Origin of the sequence: Streptomyces sp. NPDC101234, from assembly GCF_044767525.1 — a bacterium.
In the GTDB taxonomy this organism is placed as follows: Bacteria; Actinomycetota; Actinomycetes; order Streptomycetales; family Streptomycetaceae; genus Streptomyces; species Streptomyces sasae.
In genome coordinates this window covers 388,992-405,026 of record NZ_JBIWOA010000001.1, presented here as the reverse complement: position 1 = coordinate 405,026, position 16,035 = coordinate 388,992, and the positions used below count along the sequence as shown (strand labels likewise).

The 16,035-nt window shown below is 70.3% G+C and carries 14 protein-coding genes; 6 read left to right on the top strand and 8 right to left on the bottom strand.

The genetic code is table 11. The features are described from left to right. Nucleotides 1-83 precede the first annotated feature (83 nt). On the top strand, nt 84-1,445 hold the full coding sequence (locus tag ACIRR9_RS01935) for a M14 family metallopeptidase (protein WP_403250813.1): 1,362 nt from the start codon (nt 84-86) through the stop codon (nt 1,443-1,445). Here the strand turns inward: ACIRR9_RS01935 and ACIRR9_RS01930 are convergent. The 6 genes from ACIRR9_RS01930 to ACIRR9_RS01905 all read right to left on the bottom strand — a co-directional run bounded on the left by ACIRR9_RS01930 (nt 1,442) and on the right by ACIRR9_RS01905 (nt 7,410). Beyond that, nucleotides 1,442-2,065, bottom strand: coding sequence for a hypothetical protein (locus tag ACIRR9_RS01930; protein WP_403746539.1), 624 nt, complete (start codon nt 2,063-2,065; stop codon nt 1,442-1,444). The genes ACIRR9_RS01935 and ACIRR9_RS01930 overlap by 4 nt on opposite strands. 75 nt (nt 2,066-2,140) lie before the next feature. Further along, on the bottom strand, nt 2,141-3,241 hold the full coding sequence (locus ACIRR9_RS01925; RefSeq protein ID WP_403746537.1) for an RNA-guided endonuclease InsQ/TnpB family protein: 1,101 nt from the start codon (nt 3,239-3,241) through the stop codon (nt 2,141-2,143). A gap of 266 nt (nt 3,242-3,507) precedes the next feature. Continuing rightward, nucleotides 3,508-4,986, bottom strand: coding sequence for a GntP family permease (locus ACIRR9_RS01920; protein ID WP_403746535.1), 1,479 nt, complete (start codon nt 4,984-4,986; stop codon nt 3,508-3,510). Between the two features lie 131 nt (nt 4,987-5,117). Then, entirely contained in the window at nt 5,118-5,528 is a 411-nt protein-coding gene (locus ACIRR9_RS01915; RefSeq protein ID WP_362312779.1) for a RidA family protein, read from the bottom strand. Beyond that, nucleotides 5,528-6,292, bottom strand: coding sequence for an IclR family transcriptional regulator (locus ACIRR9_RS01910; protein WP_384559714.1), 765 nt, complete (start codon nt 6,290-6,292; stop codon nt 5,528-5,530). The genes ACIRR9_RS01915 and ACIRR9_RS01910 overlap by 1 nt, the downstream gene beginning before the upstream one ends. Continuing rightward, a complete protein-coding gene (locus ACIRR9_RS01905) occupies nt 6,289-7,410 on the bottom strand; it encodes a sugar kinase (RefSeq protein ID WP_403747025.1) in 1,122 nt (373 codons plus the stop codon). The genes ACIRR9_RS01910 and ACIRR9_RS01905 overlap by 4 nt, the downstream gene beginning before the upstream one ends. 202 nt (nt 7,411-7,612) lie before the next feature. Here ACIRR9_RS01905 and ACIRR9_RS01900 point away from each other — a divergent pair, with 202 nt between their 5' ends. Beyond that, entirely contained in the window at nt 7,613-8,893 is a 1,281-nt protein-coding gene (locus ACIRR9_RS01900) for an amino acid deaminase (RefSeq protein WP_403746531.1), read from the top strand. A gap of 19 nt (nt 8,894-8,912) precedes the next feature. Then, a complete protein-coding gene (locus ACIRR9_RS01895; RefSeq protein ID WP_403746528.1) occupies nt 8,913-10,523 on the top strand; it encodes an amidohydrolase family protein in 1,611 nt (536 codons plus the stop codon). Between the two features lie 93 nt (nt 10,524-10,616). Here ACIRR9_RS01895 and ACIRR9_RS01890 read toward each other — a convergent pair whose 3' ends face one another. Further along, a complete protein-coding gene (locus ACIRR9_RS01890) occupies nt 10,617-11,450 on the bottom strand; it encodes a serine protease (RefSeq protein WP_365340123.1) in 834 nt (277 codons plus the stop codon). A gap of 267 nt (nt 11,451-11,717) precedes the next feature. Then, nucleotides 11,718-12,338: a hypothetical protein gene (locus ACIRR9_RS01885; protein WP_403746523.1), complete on the bottom strand. Its 621-nt coding sequence runs from the start codon at nt 12,336-12,338 to the stop codon at nt 11,718-11,720. A 159-nt stretch (nt 12,339-12,497) separates the two neighbouring features. Here ACIRR9_RS01885 and ACIRR9_RS01880 point away from each other — a divergent pair, with 159 nt between their 5' ends. The 3 genes from ACIRR9_RS01880 to ACIRR9_RS01870 all read left to right on the top strand — a co-directional run bounded on the left by ACIRR9_RS01880 (nt 12,498) and on the right by ACIRR9_RS01870 (nt 16,006). Continuing rightward, a complete protein-coding gene (locus ACIRR9_RS01880; RefSeq protein ID WP_403746522.1) occupies nt 12,498-13,709 on the top strand; it encodes a pyridoxal phosphate-dependent aminotransferase in 1,212 nt (403 codons plus the stop codon). Nucleotides 13,710-13,815: 106 nt separating this feature from the next. Next, complete coding sequence (locus tag ACIRR9_RS01875; protein WP_403746519.1) at nt 13,816-14,238, top strand: hypothetical protein; 423 nt, start codon at nt 13,816-13,818, stop codon at nt 14,236-14,238. Between the two features lie 691 nt (nt 14,239-14,929). Then, entirely contained in the window at nt 14,930-16,006 is a 1,077-nt protein-coding gene (locus ACIRR9_RS01870) for a hypothetical protein (protein ID WP_403746516.1), read from the top strand. Nucleotides 16,007-16,035: the final 29 nt, after the last annotated feature.

Here is a 16,035-nt window from a genome sequence, read left to right as displayed (position 1 = left end):
TCGCAGACGATGAGCGGCACCCGCACAGCCATTTCACAGGCACGTCGCACTGGACCACCCCCACCTCCCCTCTAGGAGACTTCATGCGACTTCGCATACGCGCCTCCGGCGCCCGCGGCGGCAGACGGACCGCCGCGCTCGGTGCCCTGCTGGCCCTCGCCCTCGCGGCCCCCGTCTCGGCGACGGCGACGGCCACCCACGCGACCGCCGACAGCGCCCGCCCGCCGGCCCCCTCGGCCGACGACGTCCGGCAGTACGAGATCCACCAGAGCACCACCCCCGTGACCCGCACGGCCATCCAGCAGACCGGCGTCACCGTGGACGAGGCCGACGAGGAGACGGTGGTCGTCTCCGGCCGGGCCGCCCAGATCGCCGCGCTGAAACGGCTCGGCTACGACGTCACTCCCCTCGGCGCGGCCCCGGACCGGTCGACCCCCGCCGATCAACTGCGGCTGTTCGACTTCCCGACGGCCGACTCGAAGTACCACAACTACGCAGAGATGAACGCCGAGATCGACCAGCGGCTCGCCGCCTACCCGAACATCATGAGCAAGCAGGTGATCGGCAAGTCGTACCAGGGCCGGGACATCGTCGCCATCAAGGTCAGCGACAACGTGGCGACGGACGAGAACGAACCCGAGGTCCTCCTCACCTTCCACCAGCACGCCCGCGAGCACCTCACGGTGGAGATGGCGCTGTACCTGCTGCGGGAGCTGGGTGCCGGGTACGGCACCGACTCCCGGGTCACGAACATCGTCAACAGCCGGGAGATCTGGATCGTGCCGGACCTCAACCCGGACGGCGGCGAGTACGACATCGCCACCGGGTCGTACCGGTCATGGCGGAAGAACCGGCAGCCCAACTCCGGTTCCTCGAACGTCGGTACGGACCTGAACCGGAACTGGAACTACAAGTGGGGCTGCTGCGGCGGGTCGTCGGGCTCGACGTCGTCCGAGACCTACCGGGGCGCGGCCGCCGAGTCGGCCCCCGAGGTGAAGGTGGTCGCCGACTTCGTACGCAGCCGGGTCGTCGGCGGGAAGCAGCAGATCAAGGCCGGGATCGACTTCCACACGTACAGCGAGCTGGTGCTGTGGCCGTACGGGTACACGACGGCGGACACGGCGACCGGGATGACCGCGGACGACGCGGCCGCGTTCAAGGCGCTCGGGCAGAAGATGGCGGCGAGCAACGGCTATACGCCGGAGCAGTCCAGTGACCTGTACATCACGGACGGGTCGATCGACGACTATCTGTGGGGCACACAGAAGATCTTCGACTACACGTTCGAGATGTATCCGACGTCCAGTTCCGGGGGTGGGTTCTACCCGCCCGACGAGGTGATCGAGCGGGAGACCTCCCGGAACCGGGACGCGGTGTTCCAGTTGCTGGAGAACGCGGACTGTGTGTATCGGTCGATCGGCAAGGAAGCGCAGTACTGCAGCTAGGCGCGCGCTTCCTCGCGGCCCTCGCCGGCGTCGGTGTCTGCGTCGGTGCCGGCATCGGTGTCGGTGTCGTCGGACGCGTCGGCACCGTCGTCGAAGTACGCGTCCAGGACCGCGTCCAGCTCCTCTTCCCACTCCTTGAAGCGGGACCGGGCCGTCGCCTCGATCTCGATCGGGTACCAGCGGCGGTCCGGGGTGTGGACGGTGATCGTGAAGCGCTTGCCGAAACGCGGCGCCTCGGTCTCGACCGCGCCGATCTCGTCCCAGCGGAACTCGCACTTCTCCTCGTCGAGGGCGAGGCGCACACCGGTGGCGTCCGCCACTATCCGCGCCCGACGGTCGGCGGCCTCGAAGACGGGTCCTTCCGAGGCCTCCTCCTCACCGTCGTCCGCCGTGTCCTCGACCTCCGCCTCGACGACCTCGGCCTCCGGTCCGGCAGCCTTCTCGATGGCCTCGGGCCCCGCCTCCTCGACCTCATCGGCCTCCGTGGCCTTCGCCTCGGCGTCCTCCGGCGCCGCGTCCTCCGGCTCGGCGGGCGCGGGTGAGGTGAGCCCGGGGATGAAGGCCGGGTCGAATCCGGCGCCCTCCAGGGGCTTGCTGTTGGCTCCTATGCGCTGCTCCACAGCGGGCAGTATGGCTGACAACTCTGTGCCGGACATAGCCAGCCCCAACTTCGTTTTGACTTCCTCCCCACACCGTCAAGGTGAGGGGATTCCAACCAGCGATGACACCGGTTGGCGCGGTACCCCTCGCGGGGCCGCTGGTTCCTGCTTCACGGACCGCCCAGCGGCGAGGTCTCCACAGGCTGGCACCGCATGCCCTGCGGCGCTGAGGACGTTCTTGGCGGCATTCACGTCAGCATGGTCCCGGTGACCGCAGGCCGTGCACACGAAGACCGCTTGGCTCTTGCGTGACTTCGCGTCCACATGTTTGCACCGGTTGCACGTCTGCGACGTGTATGCAGGGTTGACCAGTAGCACCTCCGTGCCAGTGGACCGGGCCGCTTTACGGATGGCGACTTCCAAACGATGCCATCCCTTGTCGAGGATGGCTCGGTTCAGTCCGGCCTTCTGCCGCACCTTCTTGCCCGGCTGTTCCACGTCACCCTTGGCGGAGCCGGTCATGTCAGTGATATGCAGGTCCTCCAGGACCACCACCGAGTGCCGCTTGGTGAGGCGGTTCGCCGTCCAGGCGGTGAAGTCGGCGCGTCGGTCCACTACACGGGCCATGATGCGTGCCATGGCGGCGAGGGTCTTGCGTCTGCTGGCCGAGCCCTTCTTCGAACGGGCGAGCTTCTGCTGCAGCCTTCGGTATCGCCTCCCTTCGCCTGGAGTGGCGAACTCACGGTCGTGGAAGTCACCCGTGCTCGTGGTCACGGCGACGACAATGCCCCGGTCGACACCGACCGGCGTACCAGGATGGTGGTCAGGGGTCTGGACCAGGTCCTCGACGAGGAACGAGAGATACCAGTGCCCAGCCCGGCAGGAGACGGTGGCCGAGCGGATCTCTCCACCCGGCGGCCGGGTCCACCGGAATACGACCCATCCGAGCTTGGGCAGCTTTGCCCGTCCCCACCTGCGGTTCAGCCGTTCCACCATGATCCGGTTTCCCGCCGGGAACCGGAAGCCAGGTGCCCACCGGTTCTTGGAGCGCCAACGGACCTTGAACGTGCCTTGGGTACGGCAAGCTCTGTCGAGATCCATCAGTGTCTGCTGGAGAACGTGCGGGGGTGCACAACGCAGCCAGGCATGATCCCGCTTGGCATCGGCGAGCTCAGCGGCTTGCGGAACGTAGTTCATCCACGCCCCGCGCCGCCGATACTCTCGACGCTGTTCGAGACCCGTGTTCCAACAACACGGCAGATGTTCCCGAACTCCTCGCATGCCGCGACCTGTCCGGGCGTCAGCCTCAACCGGTACTTCCTGCCCACCAGCACACGCCACCGCCCCCACCGCTTGGTTACGTTGCCGAGAACAACGGAGCCCATACGGAAAGGGCACGGGTTCGAGCGTCGATCACTCGATCGGGTGCCGTTGCTCCCCCCTGACGCCCAGCGAACCTGGATCTAGACGAAGACGCTGAGCACAGCAGCCACCGCGAACCCCACCACCGACAGCACCGTCTCCAGCACGGTCCAGGTCTTCAGGGTGTCGCGTTCGCTGATACCGAAGTACTTGGCGACCATCCAGAAGCCGCCGTCGTTGACGTGCGAGGCGAAGATCGAGCCCGCCGAGATGGCCATGATGACGAGGGCCACGAAGGCCTGGGAGTGATGGCCCTCGGTGAGGAGCGGGGCCACGATGCCGGCCGTCGTCACGATCGCCACCGTCGCCGAGCCCTGCGCGACCCGCAGGACGACGGAGATGAGGTAGGCGAGGACGACCACCGGCAGGCCTACGCCGTTGAACGTGTCGGAGAGGGCCTGGGCGACCCCGCTCGCCTTCAGTACCGCGCCAAAGATCCCGCCCGCACCGACCACCAGCAGGATGTTGCCGACCGGCTTGAGGGACGCGGTCGAGACGGTCTCCAGGGACTTGCGGGACCAGCCGCGCCGGAGGCCGAGCAGGTAGTAGGCGAGGACCAGGGCGAGGGTGAGGGCGACCATCGGCGTACCGAAGAACTCCAGTACCGAGCGGCCGGTGGAGGGGTCCAGGGCGATCGAGGAGAAGGTCGAGGCGAGGATGAGGACGAGCGGGGTACCGATGATGGCGAGGACCGTGCCGAGCGGCACCGGCTTCTCCTGCGGCTCGACCCCGGCCGCCCGCTGCTCCGCCGCCACCGCCCGCTTGGCCTCCTCGGCCGCCTCGACCATGTCCTGCGGTACCGCGACGAAGATCCGCTTGCCGATCCACGCGGAGTACGCCCACGCGGCCAGCACGGCCGGGATGCCGCACACGATGCCCATGAGGATCACCCAGCCGAGCTGGACGTGCAGCAGTGCGGCGGCGGCCACCGGCCCGGGGTGCGGCGGCAGGAAGGCGTGGGTCATGGAGAGACCGGCGAGGAGGGGAAGGCAGTAGAGGAGGATCGACTTGCCGCCGCGCTTGGCCGCCGCGTAGACGAGGGGCGCCAGCACGAAGATGCCGACGTCGAAGAAGACCGGGATACCGAAGATGAGCCCTGTGAGGCCCATGGCCAGCGGGGCGCGCCGCTCGCCGAAGAGGTTCAGGAGCCGGGTGGCCAACACCTCCGCGCCGCCGCTGACTTCGAGGATCGCGCCGAGCATCGTGCCGAGGCCGATGATGATCGCGACATGGCCGAGGATGCCGCCCATGCCGGACTCGACCGTGGAGACGGCGTCCGAACGCTGCACGGTGCCGAAGAGTTCGGTGACCGAGAGACCGGCCAGCAGGCCGACGGCTATGGAGACGGCGAGCAGCGCGACGAAGGGCTGCAGCCGCGCCTTGATGATCAGGAAGAGCAGCAGGGCGATACCGATGGCGGCGACGGTGAGGAGGCCGGCGGTGCCGTCGAGGAGCAGGAGCAGTCCACCGGTGTGGGGTGGGGTCGCGGGAGTGGTGGGGGCGGCGAGCGGTAGGGACATGTGGGGGTCCTCTTCGGCGTAGGAACATTGTGCTTTCGGGCAGGGGGGATCGCGGCACGGCACCCGGGGCGGGCGCCGCGCCGTGACAGACGTACGGTGTGCGGGAGTCGGGTCGACGGGTCGACGGGCCGTCAGCCGAGCACGGCGAGGGCGTCGATCTCGATGAGGAGGCCGGCGGGCAGACCGACGTAGACCGTCGTCCGGGCGGCGGGCGGGGCGGTGAGGCCCTGCTCCTCGAAGTAGGTGTTGTAGATGCCGTTCATCTCGGCGAAGTGGTCCACGTCCGTCAGATAGACGCGGATCATCATCACGTCGTCCCAGGAGGCGCCGCCCTCTTCGAGGATCGCCTTGACGTTGGCGAGGGTCTGGAGGGTCTGCTCGCGCAGCGTCGGCCCGGCCGGGGTGGGCGGCTTGCCCTCCTCGGCGGGCAGGAAGCCGACCTGGCCGGCGACCTGGAGGATGTTGCCCTTCCGGACGCCGTGCGAGAACTTCGCGGGCGGCGTGGTGTGGGTCTTCGGGGTGAGCGCGATCTTCTCGGTCATCAGTCGCTGGCTTCCTTGATCGGAGTTCTGCCGGAGTACTCACCGCTGATCGCGTCCGCCGTACGGCGCACCTGCGGGAGCAGGGTGAGGAGTTGGTCGGCGGTGACGACGACGTTCGGCGCGGATACCGACATCGCGGCGACGACGCGGCCGTCGGCGCCGCGGATCGGGGCGGCCACGCAGTTGATGGACTCCTCGTGGCCGCCGAGGTCGGTGGCCCAGCCCTGTTCGCGCACCTTGGCCAGTTCCTTGCGAAAGGCCTCCGCGTTCGGCGTCGAACGGGCCGTGTACATGGGGTAGTCGAGCTTGTCGGCGAGGGCCCGCCGCTCGGGCTCGGGCAGGTCCGCGAGGAGCAGCTTGGCGACGGCGGCGACGGTGATGGCGACGGGCTTGCCGATCCGCGAGTACATGCGCACCGGGTAACGGCTCTCGACCTTGTCGATGTAGAGGACCTCGCCCTCCTCGAACACGGCGAGGTGCACGGTGTGCCCGCAGGCCTCGTTGAGCCGGGCCAGGTGGGGGTGGGCGATCTCGCGGATGTCGAGGTTCTCCATCGCCTCCTGGGCGAGCGCGAAGAGGCGGGCGCCGAGCCGGTAGCGCTGGTCGGACTGGCGGTAGACGAGCCCGTGTTCGTGGAGGGTGCGCAGCAGCCGCAGTGCGGTCGACTTGTGCACGCCGAGGCGGTCGGCGACCTGGCCGAGGTCGGCGGGGCCCTCCGCGAGCAACGGCAGGATGCTGAGTGCTCGGTCGACGGTCTGGCTCATGGGTTGCGTACCTCCTCTTCGGCCGCGTCGGCTTGCGTCCAGCCGGGGCCGAGTCGAAGTCTCTCCCACGCGGTGTCCTCGAGAGCGGTCAGGCGGTCGGTGGTGTCGCGGGCGGGGGGTGCGGCGAGGTCGGCGGGGGTGGTGAGGACGGCGGCGGCGAAGAGATGGCCGAGCCGGAGTGCCTGCCGTACGGGCAGGCCGCGCAGTGCGCCGGAGAGGAATCCGGCGGCGAAGGCGTCCCCTGCTCCGACGGTCGCCACGACGTCGACGGTGGGGGCGGGTTCGAAAGTGCCGTGGGGGTAGGCCGGGGGCGGGGTTTCACTCACCCGCGCTTGCCGGGTGGCTCGATGGGACACGGCTGGGCAGCGCCCCGCAAGGGGCGCGGGGAACTGCGCGACCAGCCCCCACCGGGCCGCGGCCGAAGAACCGCCCGCACCATCCCGCCGAAACGCCGTCGCCCCCTTCACCCCCTCCTTCACCACCAACACCGCAGGCTCCGGCAGCAGTTCCCGAATCGCCTCCGGTCCGCCCTCCACCCCCCACGCCAGCTCCGCCTCGTCCTCCCCCACAAAGACGATGTCGGCCCGACGCGCCAGCTCCAACAGCACGTCCGCGCCGTCGGAGCCGGCCCACAGGCTCGGCCGGTAGTTGACGTCGAACGACACCAGTGGCCGGCGCTCGGCGGGCGCCGTCAGCTCGCGCAGCAGTTCCAGGCACCCCTCCGACAACGCGGCCGTGATCCCCGACAGATGCAGGACCCGTCCCGCCCGCACCGCGCCCAGATCCACGTCGGTCACCGACATCGCGGACGCCGCAGAGCCCGCCCGGTAATAAGCCACCTCGTGCGCGTCCGTCGCCCGGTCCCCCGCCGTACGGAAGTACACGCCCGTCGGGCGCACGGCGTCGCGGCCCACGTACGAGACGTCCACGCCGTACGACGCGACCGCCGCCACCAGGTGATCGCCGAACCCGTCCGCCCCGACCCGGCTGACCCACCGCACGGCGTGGCCGGCGGCAGCCAGCCCGCAGGCCACGTTGGACTCGGCGCCGCCGATCGCACGGTCGAAGGACGGTACGTCCGCGAGCCGCCCCGGCCGGGTGGGCAGGAACGTGACCATGGACTCGCCGAGCGCGACGACGTCCGGGGCGTCAACGGCGTCAACGGCGTCCGTGGCCTTCACGATGGTCGTGGCTCCTCGTCGATGGGGAGGGTCGCTGTGGGCTCCATTGACCCGGCATTGGCGTGGATGTTAGACAGCGGTAAGCGATATACGCAATGAGCGTTGCACATAATGCAATCAGCTCGATCAGGGAGGTTCCGTGACCCTCGACCCCGGCACCGAAGCGCTTGCCCGTCTCGCGGAAGAACGCGTCGACCACCGCTTCAAGGGCCTCCCGCCGGACGCCGAGGGCCGCACCGTCGGCGAGCTGGCCGCCGAGCGCCGCAACCTCTTCTCCGACGGCTTCGCGACCCCGGTGCTGGCCCTCTCCGCCGAGCGCCTGGAGCACAATCTCGCGCTGATGGAGACGTACACCGAACGGCACGGCCTCGCCTTCGCCCCGCACGGCAAGACCTCCATGGCCCCGCAGCTCTTCCGGCGCCAGATCGAGCACGGGGCATGGGGCATCACCCTCGCCGTGCCGCATCAGGTGCGGGTGGCACGGGCGTTCGGCACCCGGCGGGTCTTCCTCGCCAACGAGCTCGTGGACGCCCCGGCCCTCCGCTGGATCGCGGGCGAGCTGGAGCGGGACGAGGACTTCCGCTTCCTCTGCTACGTCGACTCGGTGCGCGGGGTCGAGCTGATGGACACGGCGCTGCGCGGGGTCACCACCCGCCCCGTGGACGTCGTCGTCGAGCTCGCCGCGGGGGAGGGCGCCCGTACCGGCGTCCGTACGGAGGCGGAGTGCGCGGCGGTCGCGGACGCGGTGGCCGGGACCGAGACCCTGCGGCTGGTGGGCGTGGCAGGGTACGAGGGCGAGGTGCCGGAGGCGACCCCCGACCGCGTCCACGCCTATCTGCACCGCCTCGTCGCCCTCGCCGTCGACTTCGACAAGGCGGGGCGGTTCGCGGACCTGACGGAGATCGTCGTCAGCGCGGGCGGCAGCGCCTGGTTCGACGCGGTGGCGGACGTCTTCGCCGGGATCCCCGAACTCTCCCACCCCGTACTGAAGTTGCTGCGTTCGGGGGCGTACGTCTCGCACGACGACGGCCGCTACCGCGAGATCACCCCCTTCAACCGCGTCCCCGAGGAGGGCGCCCTGGAGCCGGCCTTCCGCCTCTGGACGCAGATCGTCTCCCGCCCCTCCCCCGAGCAGGCCTTCGCCAACGCGGGCAAGCGGGACGCGGCCTACGACCTCCACCTCCCGTTCGCCCAGGTGATCCGCCGGGACGGCACGGAGCGGCCGGCGACCGGCGTCGAGGTGACCGGCCTGTCCGACCAGCACACCTGGCTGCGCACCGCGCCCGAGGCGGACCTGGAGGTCGGGGACTGGGTGGGCCTCGGCCTGTCCCACCCGTGCACGTCGTTCGACAAGTGGCAGCTGATCCCGGTCGCCGAGGCGGACGGAACGGTCGTCGACTACATCCGCACGTTCTTCTGAGAGGATTCCAGGAGGGATCATGGAGGATCTGGTCATCCGGGACGCGGACGTCGTCGACGGCAGCGGCGCCCCCTCGTACCGCGCGGACGTGGTCTTCGACGGCGGCAGGATCGTGTCGATCGTCAAGGAGGCAGCGGCGGCCGGCTGCCAACGCCCCCGCGCCATGCGCGAGTTGGACGCGGAAGGCCTGGTCCTCTCCCCCGGCTTCATCGACATGCACGCACACAGCGACCTGGCCCTGCTCCGCGACCCCGACCACAGCGCCAAGGCCGCGCAGGGGGTGACCCTGGAGGTCCTGGGCCAGGACGGGCTGTCGTACGCCCCGGTCGACGACCGCACCCTGGAGGAGGTCCGCCGGGCGATCACCGGCTGGAACGGCCACGGCGACGACATCGACTTCGACTGGCGGTCGGTCGGCGAGTACCTGGACCGCCTCGACCGGGGTGTCGCCGTGAACGCGGCCTACCTGATCCCCCAGGGCACGGTCCGCGCCCTGGTCGTCGGCTGGGAGGACCGCGCGGCGACCCCCGCCGAACTCGACCGGATGCGGCGGCTGGTGGCGGAGGGCCTGGAACAGGGCGCGGTGGGCCTGTCCTCCGGTCTGACCTACACCCCCGGCATGTACGCCGAGGACGCCGAACTGACCGAGCTGTGCCGGGTGGTGGCGCGCTACGGCGGCTACTACTGCCCGCACCACCGCTCGTACGGCGCGGGCGCCCTGGAGGCGTATGCGGAGATGGTCGCCCTCGCCCGGGAGGCGGACTGCCCGCTCCATCTGGCCCACGCCACCATGAACTTCGGTGTGAACAAGGGCCGGGCACCCGAGCTGCTGGCGCTGCTCGACGAGGCCCTCTCCGCCGGCGCCGACATCACCCTCGACACCTACCCCTACACCCCCGGCAGCACGACCCTCGCGGCGATGCTGCCGAGCTGGGCGAACGAGGGCGGCCCTGAGGCGGCTCTGGCCCGGCTGGCGGACGAGGAGACGTCCGAACGCATCCGCCACCACCTGGAGACCGTCGGCTCCGACGGCTGCCACGGCGTCCCCATCGAGTGGGACACGATCGAGATCTCGGGCGTGGCCGATCCGGCTCTGGCCGACTTTGTCGGCCGTACGGTCGAGGAGTCGGCACGGCGACGCGGCGAACCCCCGTGGACGACGGCCCGCCACCTTCTCCTGACGGACCGCCTGGCCCCCTCCATCCTCCAGCACGTCGGCCACGAGGAGAACGTCCGCACGATCATGCGCCACCCGGTCCACACCGGTGGTTCGGACGGCATCCTCCAGGGCGCGAAGCCGCACCCCCGCGCCTACGGCACCTTCCCGCACTACCTCGGCCACTACGTACGGGAGTTGGGGGTCCTGTCCCTGGAGGAGTGCGTGGCCCACCTCACCGCCCGCCCCGCGGCCCGGCTGCGCCTGCCGGACCGCGGCCGCATCCGCGAGGGCTACCGGGCCGACGTGGTCCTCTTCGACCCGGAGACGGTGGCGGCGGGCTCCACGTTCGAGGAGCCGCGCCGCCTACCGACAGGCATCCCCCACGTCCTGATCAACGGCCGTTTCGTCATCGAGAACGGCCACAGAACGGACGTACTGGCCGGACGAGCGGTACGCAGGGCGCCCCTTTAGGGGCGCGGGGCTGTGTCGATCTGCGGCTACCGCCGCGTGGGCGCGACCAGCCCCCACACACCCGCACCCGACAACGGCGCACCCGGCGGGGCATTACGGCTTGGGCAGCGTGCAAGCGCTCGCACTCAGGTTCAGCACATTCCCCGTCGTGAAGCACGCCGGGATGTTGTACGTCTCCTCGGCGTAGTTGATCCCCTGCCGGACCGTGATGTTGCCGCTCGCGTCCACCTCGCACGGGTTGTCGACGGTGCACTGCTCCCCGTCCTCGTTGCCCGTGTTGTTGATGGCGACGACCTGGCCCGTGCTGGTGTCGATCACCGGCGACCCCGACGTCCCGCCGATCGTGTTGCACGCGGAGGTGTAGCGGACCGAGTCCTTCCAGGTCCAGTCGCCCTCCTTCAGCCGGTACACGAACCCGTCGATGTTGCAGCTGTAGATCGTCTTCCAGTACCCGGAGACGACCTTGATGGCGGCGCCGGCGGTCGGGTGGGTGTCGCTGAGGGTGAGCGGGCTGATGCCGTAGGAGCTCTTGATCGCCGAGTACGTCGTGGTGGTGCGGTAGATCGTGACGTCCGTGTCGGTCATCGTCGAGTAGACGACCTGGTTCGCGCGGAGCGTGGCGACGCGGGTACCGGAGGAGTTCAGCAGTCCGAAGGTACGGCTGGAGGACTGCCCGGTGATGACCTCGCCGGGGTCCGGGAAGCCGGTCTCCAGGCAGTGGCCGTTGGTCATCACCAGCGCCGGGTCGGTGTCCGCGGAGTTCGGGAAGCGGATGACGGAGCCGGAGCAGTTGCTGAGCGAGACGGTACCGGCGAAGTTGACGGTCACCGCCGCGGCCGCCTTGGCCTGCGGCGCGGCGACCGCCGGTGCCACGCCGATCCCGGTGATGGCCAGGGAGGCGAGCGCGGCGACGAGAGGCTTGTTCATGTGGGGGTCCCCTCTATACGACGAGGGTGACCGGAGATCTTCCGGCCACCCGCATTCTTGTCATGCACATTCTCAACACAACAAGGTGCGGGGGCAAGATGCTGTTTCCGGTCGACCGGAGCCGCCGGGACCTCCTGACACGGATGACGACGAACCACCGCGGCCGGTTGGCCGGTTGACCGGTTGCGTCACCCGGCCCAGCCCGGCCCGAACGGGGCGACCCGCACGGCGCCGGCCTCATGGCCCCCCAACGCCCCCCAACGCCCCCTAACGCCCCCTGCCGCCACCCCTCCCGTGCCCCCAGCCGTGCCCGCCGTACGTCGGGGTCGTGGTGACGGCGGTCGGCGAAGGTGTCCCACTCGCACTGCGGGTCGGGACGGTGCTCGGCGAGGGGTTCGCCGATGCCGACGACCCGGCCGTGGCCGTGGCGGCGGACCCGGATGCCGCGCCGGTCGCCGGCGACGCCGCGTCCGACTTCGGGGACGGGGTGACGGACGCGCCGCGCGGGCTCTCCTGCGGCGACTGCGACGACTCGCCTGCCGTGTGCTTCGTACGGTTCTGCTCGCCCCGCGTGCCGTCCGGCGACGAGGAGAAGGCGAAGCCGGCGATCAGCGCGGCCACGGACGCGGCCCCCACCGCCCCCACGGCGACCGCCACATGCTTCGCACGCGGGCCGCCCGTGCCACGAGCCGCCGCCCGGCGCCGCTCCGCCCGGCCCGGCCCCGGTGCGGCGGGCGCGATCCGGGGCAGCTCGCTCGTCTCGTCGTATGCGTTGAGCCAGCCGTGCGCGAACGCCGGATCCCGGTACTCCTCGTACTCGGGGGCCGGTCCGCCCTGGTGCTGGTAAACGCTGGGCGCTCCGGTCTCGTCCTCGGCAGGTCTCGGCATGGACGCGAATTCTAGGGAGGGTGGGCACCTTTGAGACAGCTACCGGCGATAACAGGCCAAATCATCGGGTCGTATTCATGTCCCACCAGTGCTCCTCCCGTGTCTCACGTGGTGGAAAACACGACCCGACGGGCGTTACCGCACCGTAAGCTCACGGACATGCAGGTGATCCAGTCGACCAAGCTCGCCAATGTCTGTTACGAGATCCGGGGCCCGGTTCTCGAGGAGGCGATGCGGCTTGAGGCGGCGGGACACCGCATCCTCAAGCTCAACACCGGAAACCCGGCCGCCTTCGGTTTCGAGTGCCCGCCGGAGATCCTGGAGGACATCCTCCGCAACGTCTCCACGGCCCACGGCTACGGCGACGCGAAGGGCCTGCTGGCCGCCCGCCGCGCGGTGGTCATGCACAACCAGACCATCGGCATCGAGACCGACGTCGAGCACGTCTTCATCGGCAACGGCGTCTCCGAGCTGATCGTGATGGCGATGCAGGGGCTGCTCGACGACGGGGACGAGGTGCTGGTCCCGGCGCCGGACTACCCGCTGTGGACCGCGGCGGTCTCCCTCTCCGGCGGTACGGCCGTGCACTACCGGTGCGACGAGCAGTCGGACTGGATGCCCGACCTCGCCGACATCGAGCGCAAGGTCAGCGACCGCACCAAGGCGATCGTCATCATCAACCCGAACAACCCGACGGGCGCGGTGTACGACGAGGCGATGCTGCGCGGGCTGACCGACATCGCCCGCCGCCACAACCTGCTGGTCTGCTCGGACGAGATCTACGACAAGATCCTCTACGACGACGCCACGCACACCTCGACCGCCTCCGTCGCCCCGGACCTGCTCACACTCACCTTCAATGGCATGTCCAAGGCCTACCGGGTGGCCGGCTACCGGGTCGGCTGGATGTCCATCTCCGGTCCCCGCGCACACGCCGACTCCTACATCGAGGGCCTGACGATCCTCGCCAACATGCGACTGTGCGCGAACATGCCAGGTCAGCACGGTGTCGTGGCCGCGCTGAGCGGTCGCCAGACGATCACCGACCTGGTGCTGCCGGGCGGGCGGCTGAAGGAGCAGGTGGACACGGCGTACGAGCTGCTCACCCAGATCCCGGGCGTGAGCTGCGTCCGGCCCAAGGGCGCCCTCTACCTCTTCCCGCGCCTCGACCCCCAGGTCTTCAAGATCAAGGACGACCGGCAGATGGTCCTGGACCTGCTGCGGCAGGAGAAGATCATGGTGGTCCAGGGCAGCGGCTTCAACTGGCCGGAACCGGATCACTTCCGGGTGGTGACGCTGCCGGCGATCGGCGACCTACGGGACGCGATCACACGGATCGGGCGGTTCCTGGACGGGTACAGCCAGCGATAGGCGCCAGCCGTAGGTAGCCGCCGGGGCACCATCCGTGAACGTGGTCAACTTTAGACGAGATCCAAGCTAGGATGGCTTCCTGTCAGAGCACAGGAGGCCATCTCCCATGTACGAACCGATCCGCACCCCTTCTTCCCACAAGGGGTCCGTCCACAGCACGATGGCCGGCACGCCTTCCGACTTCCCCCACCGGACGCGCGAGGAGGAGCTGGACATCCAGCTCGCCGGACATCTCGCGGCGCTGCTCGCCGTCACCGACGAGCTGCGGGCCCTCGCGCCGTCCACCGACCTCGACGCCGCCGCGACCCGGCTGGCCGAGCAGGTGACCCGGCTACGGAGCGGACGTACGCCGGTCCGCGCGTCGCTGACCGCGGTCCAGGAACCGGCCGCACTCCACGAGCGCGCGCACGCGCTCGCCGGCCGCGCCCTCGTCGTCGCCGCGTCCCGCGCGGACACGGCGGCGGCGATCCTCGCAGCGGAGCGCATGGACGCACACGCGGCAGCCACAGAACTCACAACGACAGGCTGACCCGCCCACCGGCCACCCACCGCCAAGCCGACCCGAACCGCCCACCGACCACAGCCGGGCCGACCACCGGCCACCCACCACCGCCGGCCGACCCGAACCAACCAACGGCCACCCACCGCCTGGCCGGCCCGAACCGGCTACCACCGGGCCGACCACCGGCTACCCACCACCGCCGGCCGATCCGACCGCCTCTGCCGGTCCACCCCTCCCCCGAACGGCCCCGGTCCGCGCGCTCCCGCAGCGACGCGCGGACCGGGTTGCCACAACCCCCTCCCCTCTCCACAGCGCAGCCCTCTCCCCTCCACCTCCACAGCGCAGCCCCCTGCGCCCTCCGCAGCACAGCGCTCCTCCCCCTCCACAGCCCCGCCCTCTTCTCCGCCGCGACAGATCTCTTCCGCCGCGACGGCGATCAGCCACGACGGCGCAGTCCGGCGGTGCCGATCCGGCCGTGGTTCCGCGGTGCCGTGGTCCCGCGGTGCCGCGGCTCCCGGCATCGCCGGACCACGCTGCGACGGCCGCGCGCCGTTGGCGTGGGTGGTGCTGCCGGCGTCGGCCCCGCCTCTCACCCGCCCCCTCCCCGCCGCACCCCTGATCGATCTTCGTGGCCCCGTTGTATTCCGGGACGTCCGATTCACCCCCCGTTCACCCTGGTCGCCCAGGAACGTGGGGTTCCGCGAGCACGCTCCCCCGCGTGAGACGTATCGCGGGAATCGTCCTCGCGGTGCTGCTGATCGGTGGCGTGGTGGCTGCCGTCGTCGCAGGCCGGAACGGGGATGGCAAGGGCACGGCAACGAAGACCGTGCGCGGTGTGATCGGTTCGGAGAAGTCGGACTTCTTCGCCGATCCCGATGTGGTGAAGGCCCTCGCCGCCAAGGGCTACACCGTGAAGACGGAGTCGTCGGGGTCCTGGGCCATGGACGGCCTGGACCTGAAGGGGTACGACTTCGCCTTCCCCTCCAGCTCGGCGCCGGCCGACCAGCTGGCCGCGAAGTACCACGCGCGCCAGCCGCTCCCCCGGCCCTTCTACTCGCCCCTGGTCGTCGTGGCCCACCGCAGCGCGGCCGACGTCCTGGCGGCGAACGGCCTCGCCGTGCTCGACGGCAAGGGCCGGGGCACCCTGAGGATGGCCGCCTATCTGGACGCCGCCCGGCACGACCGGACCTGGCAGCAGCTCAAGGGCGCCACCGTGCACGGGGAGTTGACCGGGACGCTCTACATCACGAGCACCGACCCGGAGACCTCCAACTCCGGCGCCCTCTACCTCGCCGCCGCCTCCTACGTGGCCAACGGCGGCCAGGTGGTGGCCAGTACCGCCGACGTCGCCAGGACCGCCCCGCTGCTGCACAAGCTCGTCAGCGTCCAGGGCGCCCAACAGCCCAGCAGTGACTCGGTGTTCCGGGACTTCATCAGCGGCGCGGGCAACCCGCTGGTGTGCCTGTACGAGTCGCAGGTCGTCTCGCTGCTCGCCGACCGGCACGGCGCCGACGACCTGGTCGTCCTCTATCCGGACACCACGGTGAACAGCGACCACACCATCGTGCCGCTCGACGACGCCGGCCGGGCGCTCGGCGAACTCCTCAGCACCGATCCGACCCTGCGCAAGCTCGCCGTGCGGCACGGTTTCCGGCCGCAGGGCGATTCCGCCGAGTTCGTCAGTGCCACCGCCGGCCAAGCCGCCTACCTCAACCAGACACTGACCGGCGTCCGGCAGGCGCCCGTGCCCACCTACGCGGTGCTGCACGAGATGGCCCGCCGGGCGCGCGGCTGACGGGGGGATCCTGTGAGCAACTTCGACAA

Excerpts from the sequence above, each read along its gene's own strand:
- ACIRR9_RS01935 (WP_403250813.1), top strand. The coding sequence starts at position 84 with ATGCGACTTCGCATACGCGCCTCCGGCGCCCGCGGCGGCAGACGGACC.
- ACIRR9_RS01915 (WP_362312779.1), bottom strand. The coding sequence starts at position 5,528 with ATGACCGAGAAGATCGCGCTCACCCCGAAGACCCACACCACGCCGCCC.
- ACIRR9_RS01925 (WP_403746537.1), bottom strand. The coding sequence starts at position 3,241 with ATGAACTACGTTCCGCAAGCCGCTGAGCTCGCCGATGCCAAGCGGGAT.
- ACIRR9_RS01895 (WP_403746528.1), top strand. The coding sequence starts at position 8,913 with ATGGAGGATCTGGTCATCCGGGACGCGGACGTCGTCGACGGCAGCGGC.
- ACIRR9_RS01910 (WP_384559714.1), bottom strand. The coding sequence starts at position 6,292 with ATGAGCCAGACCGTCGACCGAGCACTCAGCATCCTGCCGTTGCTCGCG.
- ACIRR9_RS01905 (WP_403747025.1), bottom strand. The coding sequence starts at position 7,410 with ATGGTCACGTTCCTGCCCACCCGGCCGGGGCGGCTCGCGGACGTACCG.
- ACIRR9_RS01890 (WP_365340123.1), bottom strand. The coding sequence starts at position 11,450 with ATGAACAAGCCTCTCGTCGCCGCGCTCGCCTCCCTGGCCATCACCGGG.
- ACIRR9_RS01920 (WP_403746535.1), bottom strand. The coding sequence starts at position 4,986 with ATGTCCCTACCGCTCGCCGCCCCCACCACTCCCGCGACCCCACCCCAC.
- ACIRR9_RS01880 (WP_403746522.1), top strand. The coding sequence starts at position 12,498 with ATGCAGGTGATCCAGTCGACCAAGCTCGCCAATGTCTGTTACGAGATC.
- ACIRR9_RS01885 (WP_403746523.1), bottom strand. The coding sequence starts at position 12,338 with ATGCCGAGACCTGCCGAGGACGAGACCGGAGCGCCCAGCGTTTACCAG.
- ACIRR9_RS01875 (WP_403746519.1), top strand. The coding sequence starts at position 13,816 with ATGTACGAACCGATCCGCACCCCTTCTTCCCACAAGGGGTCCGTCCAC.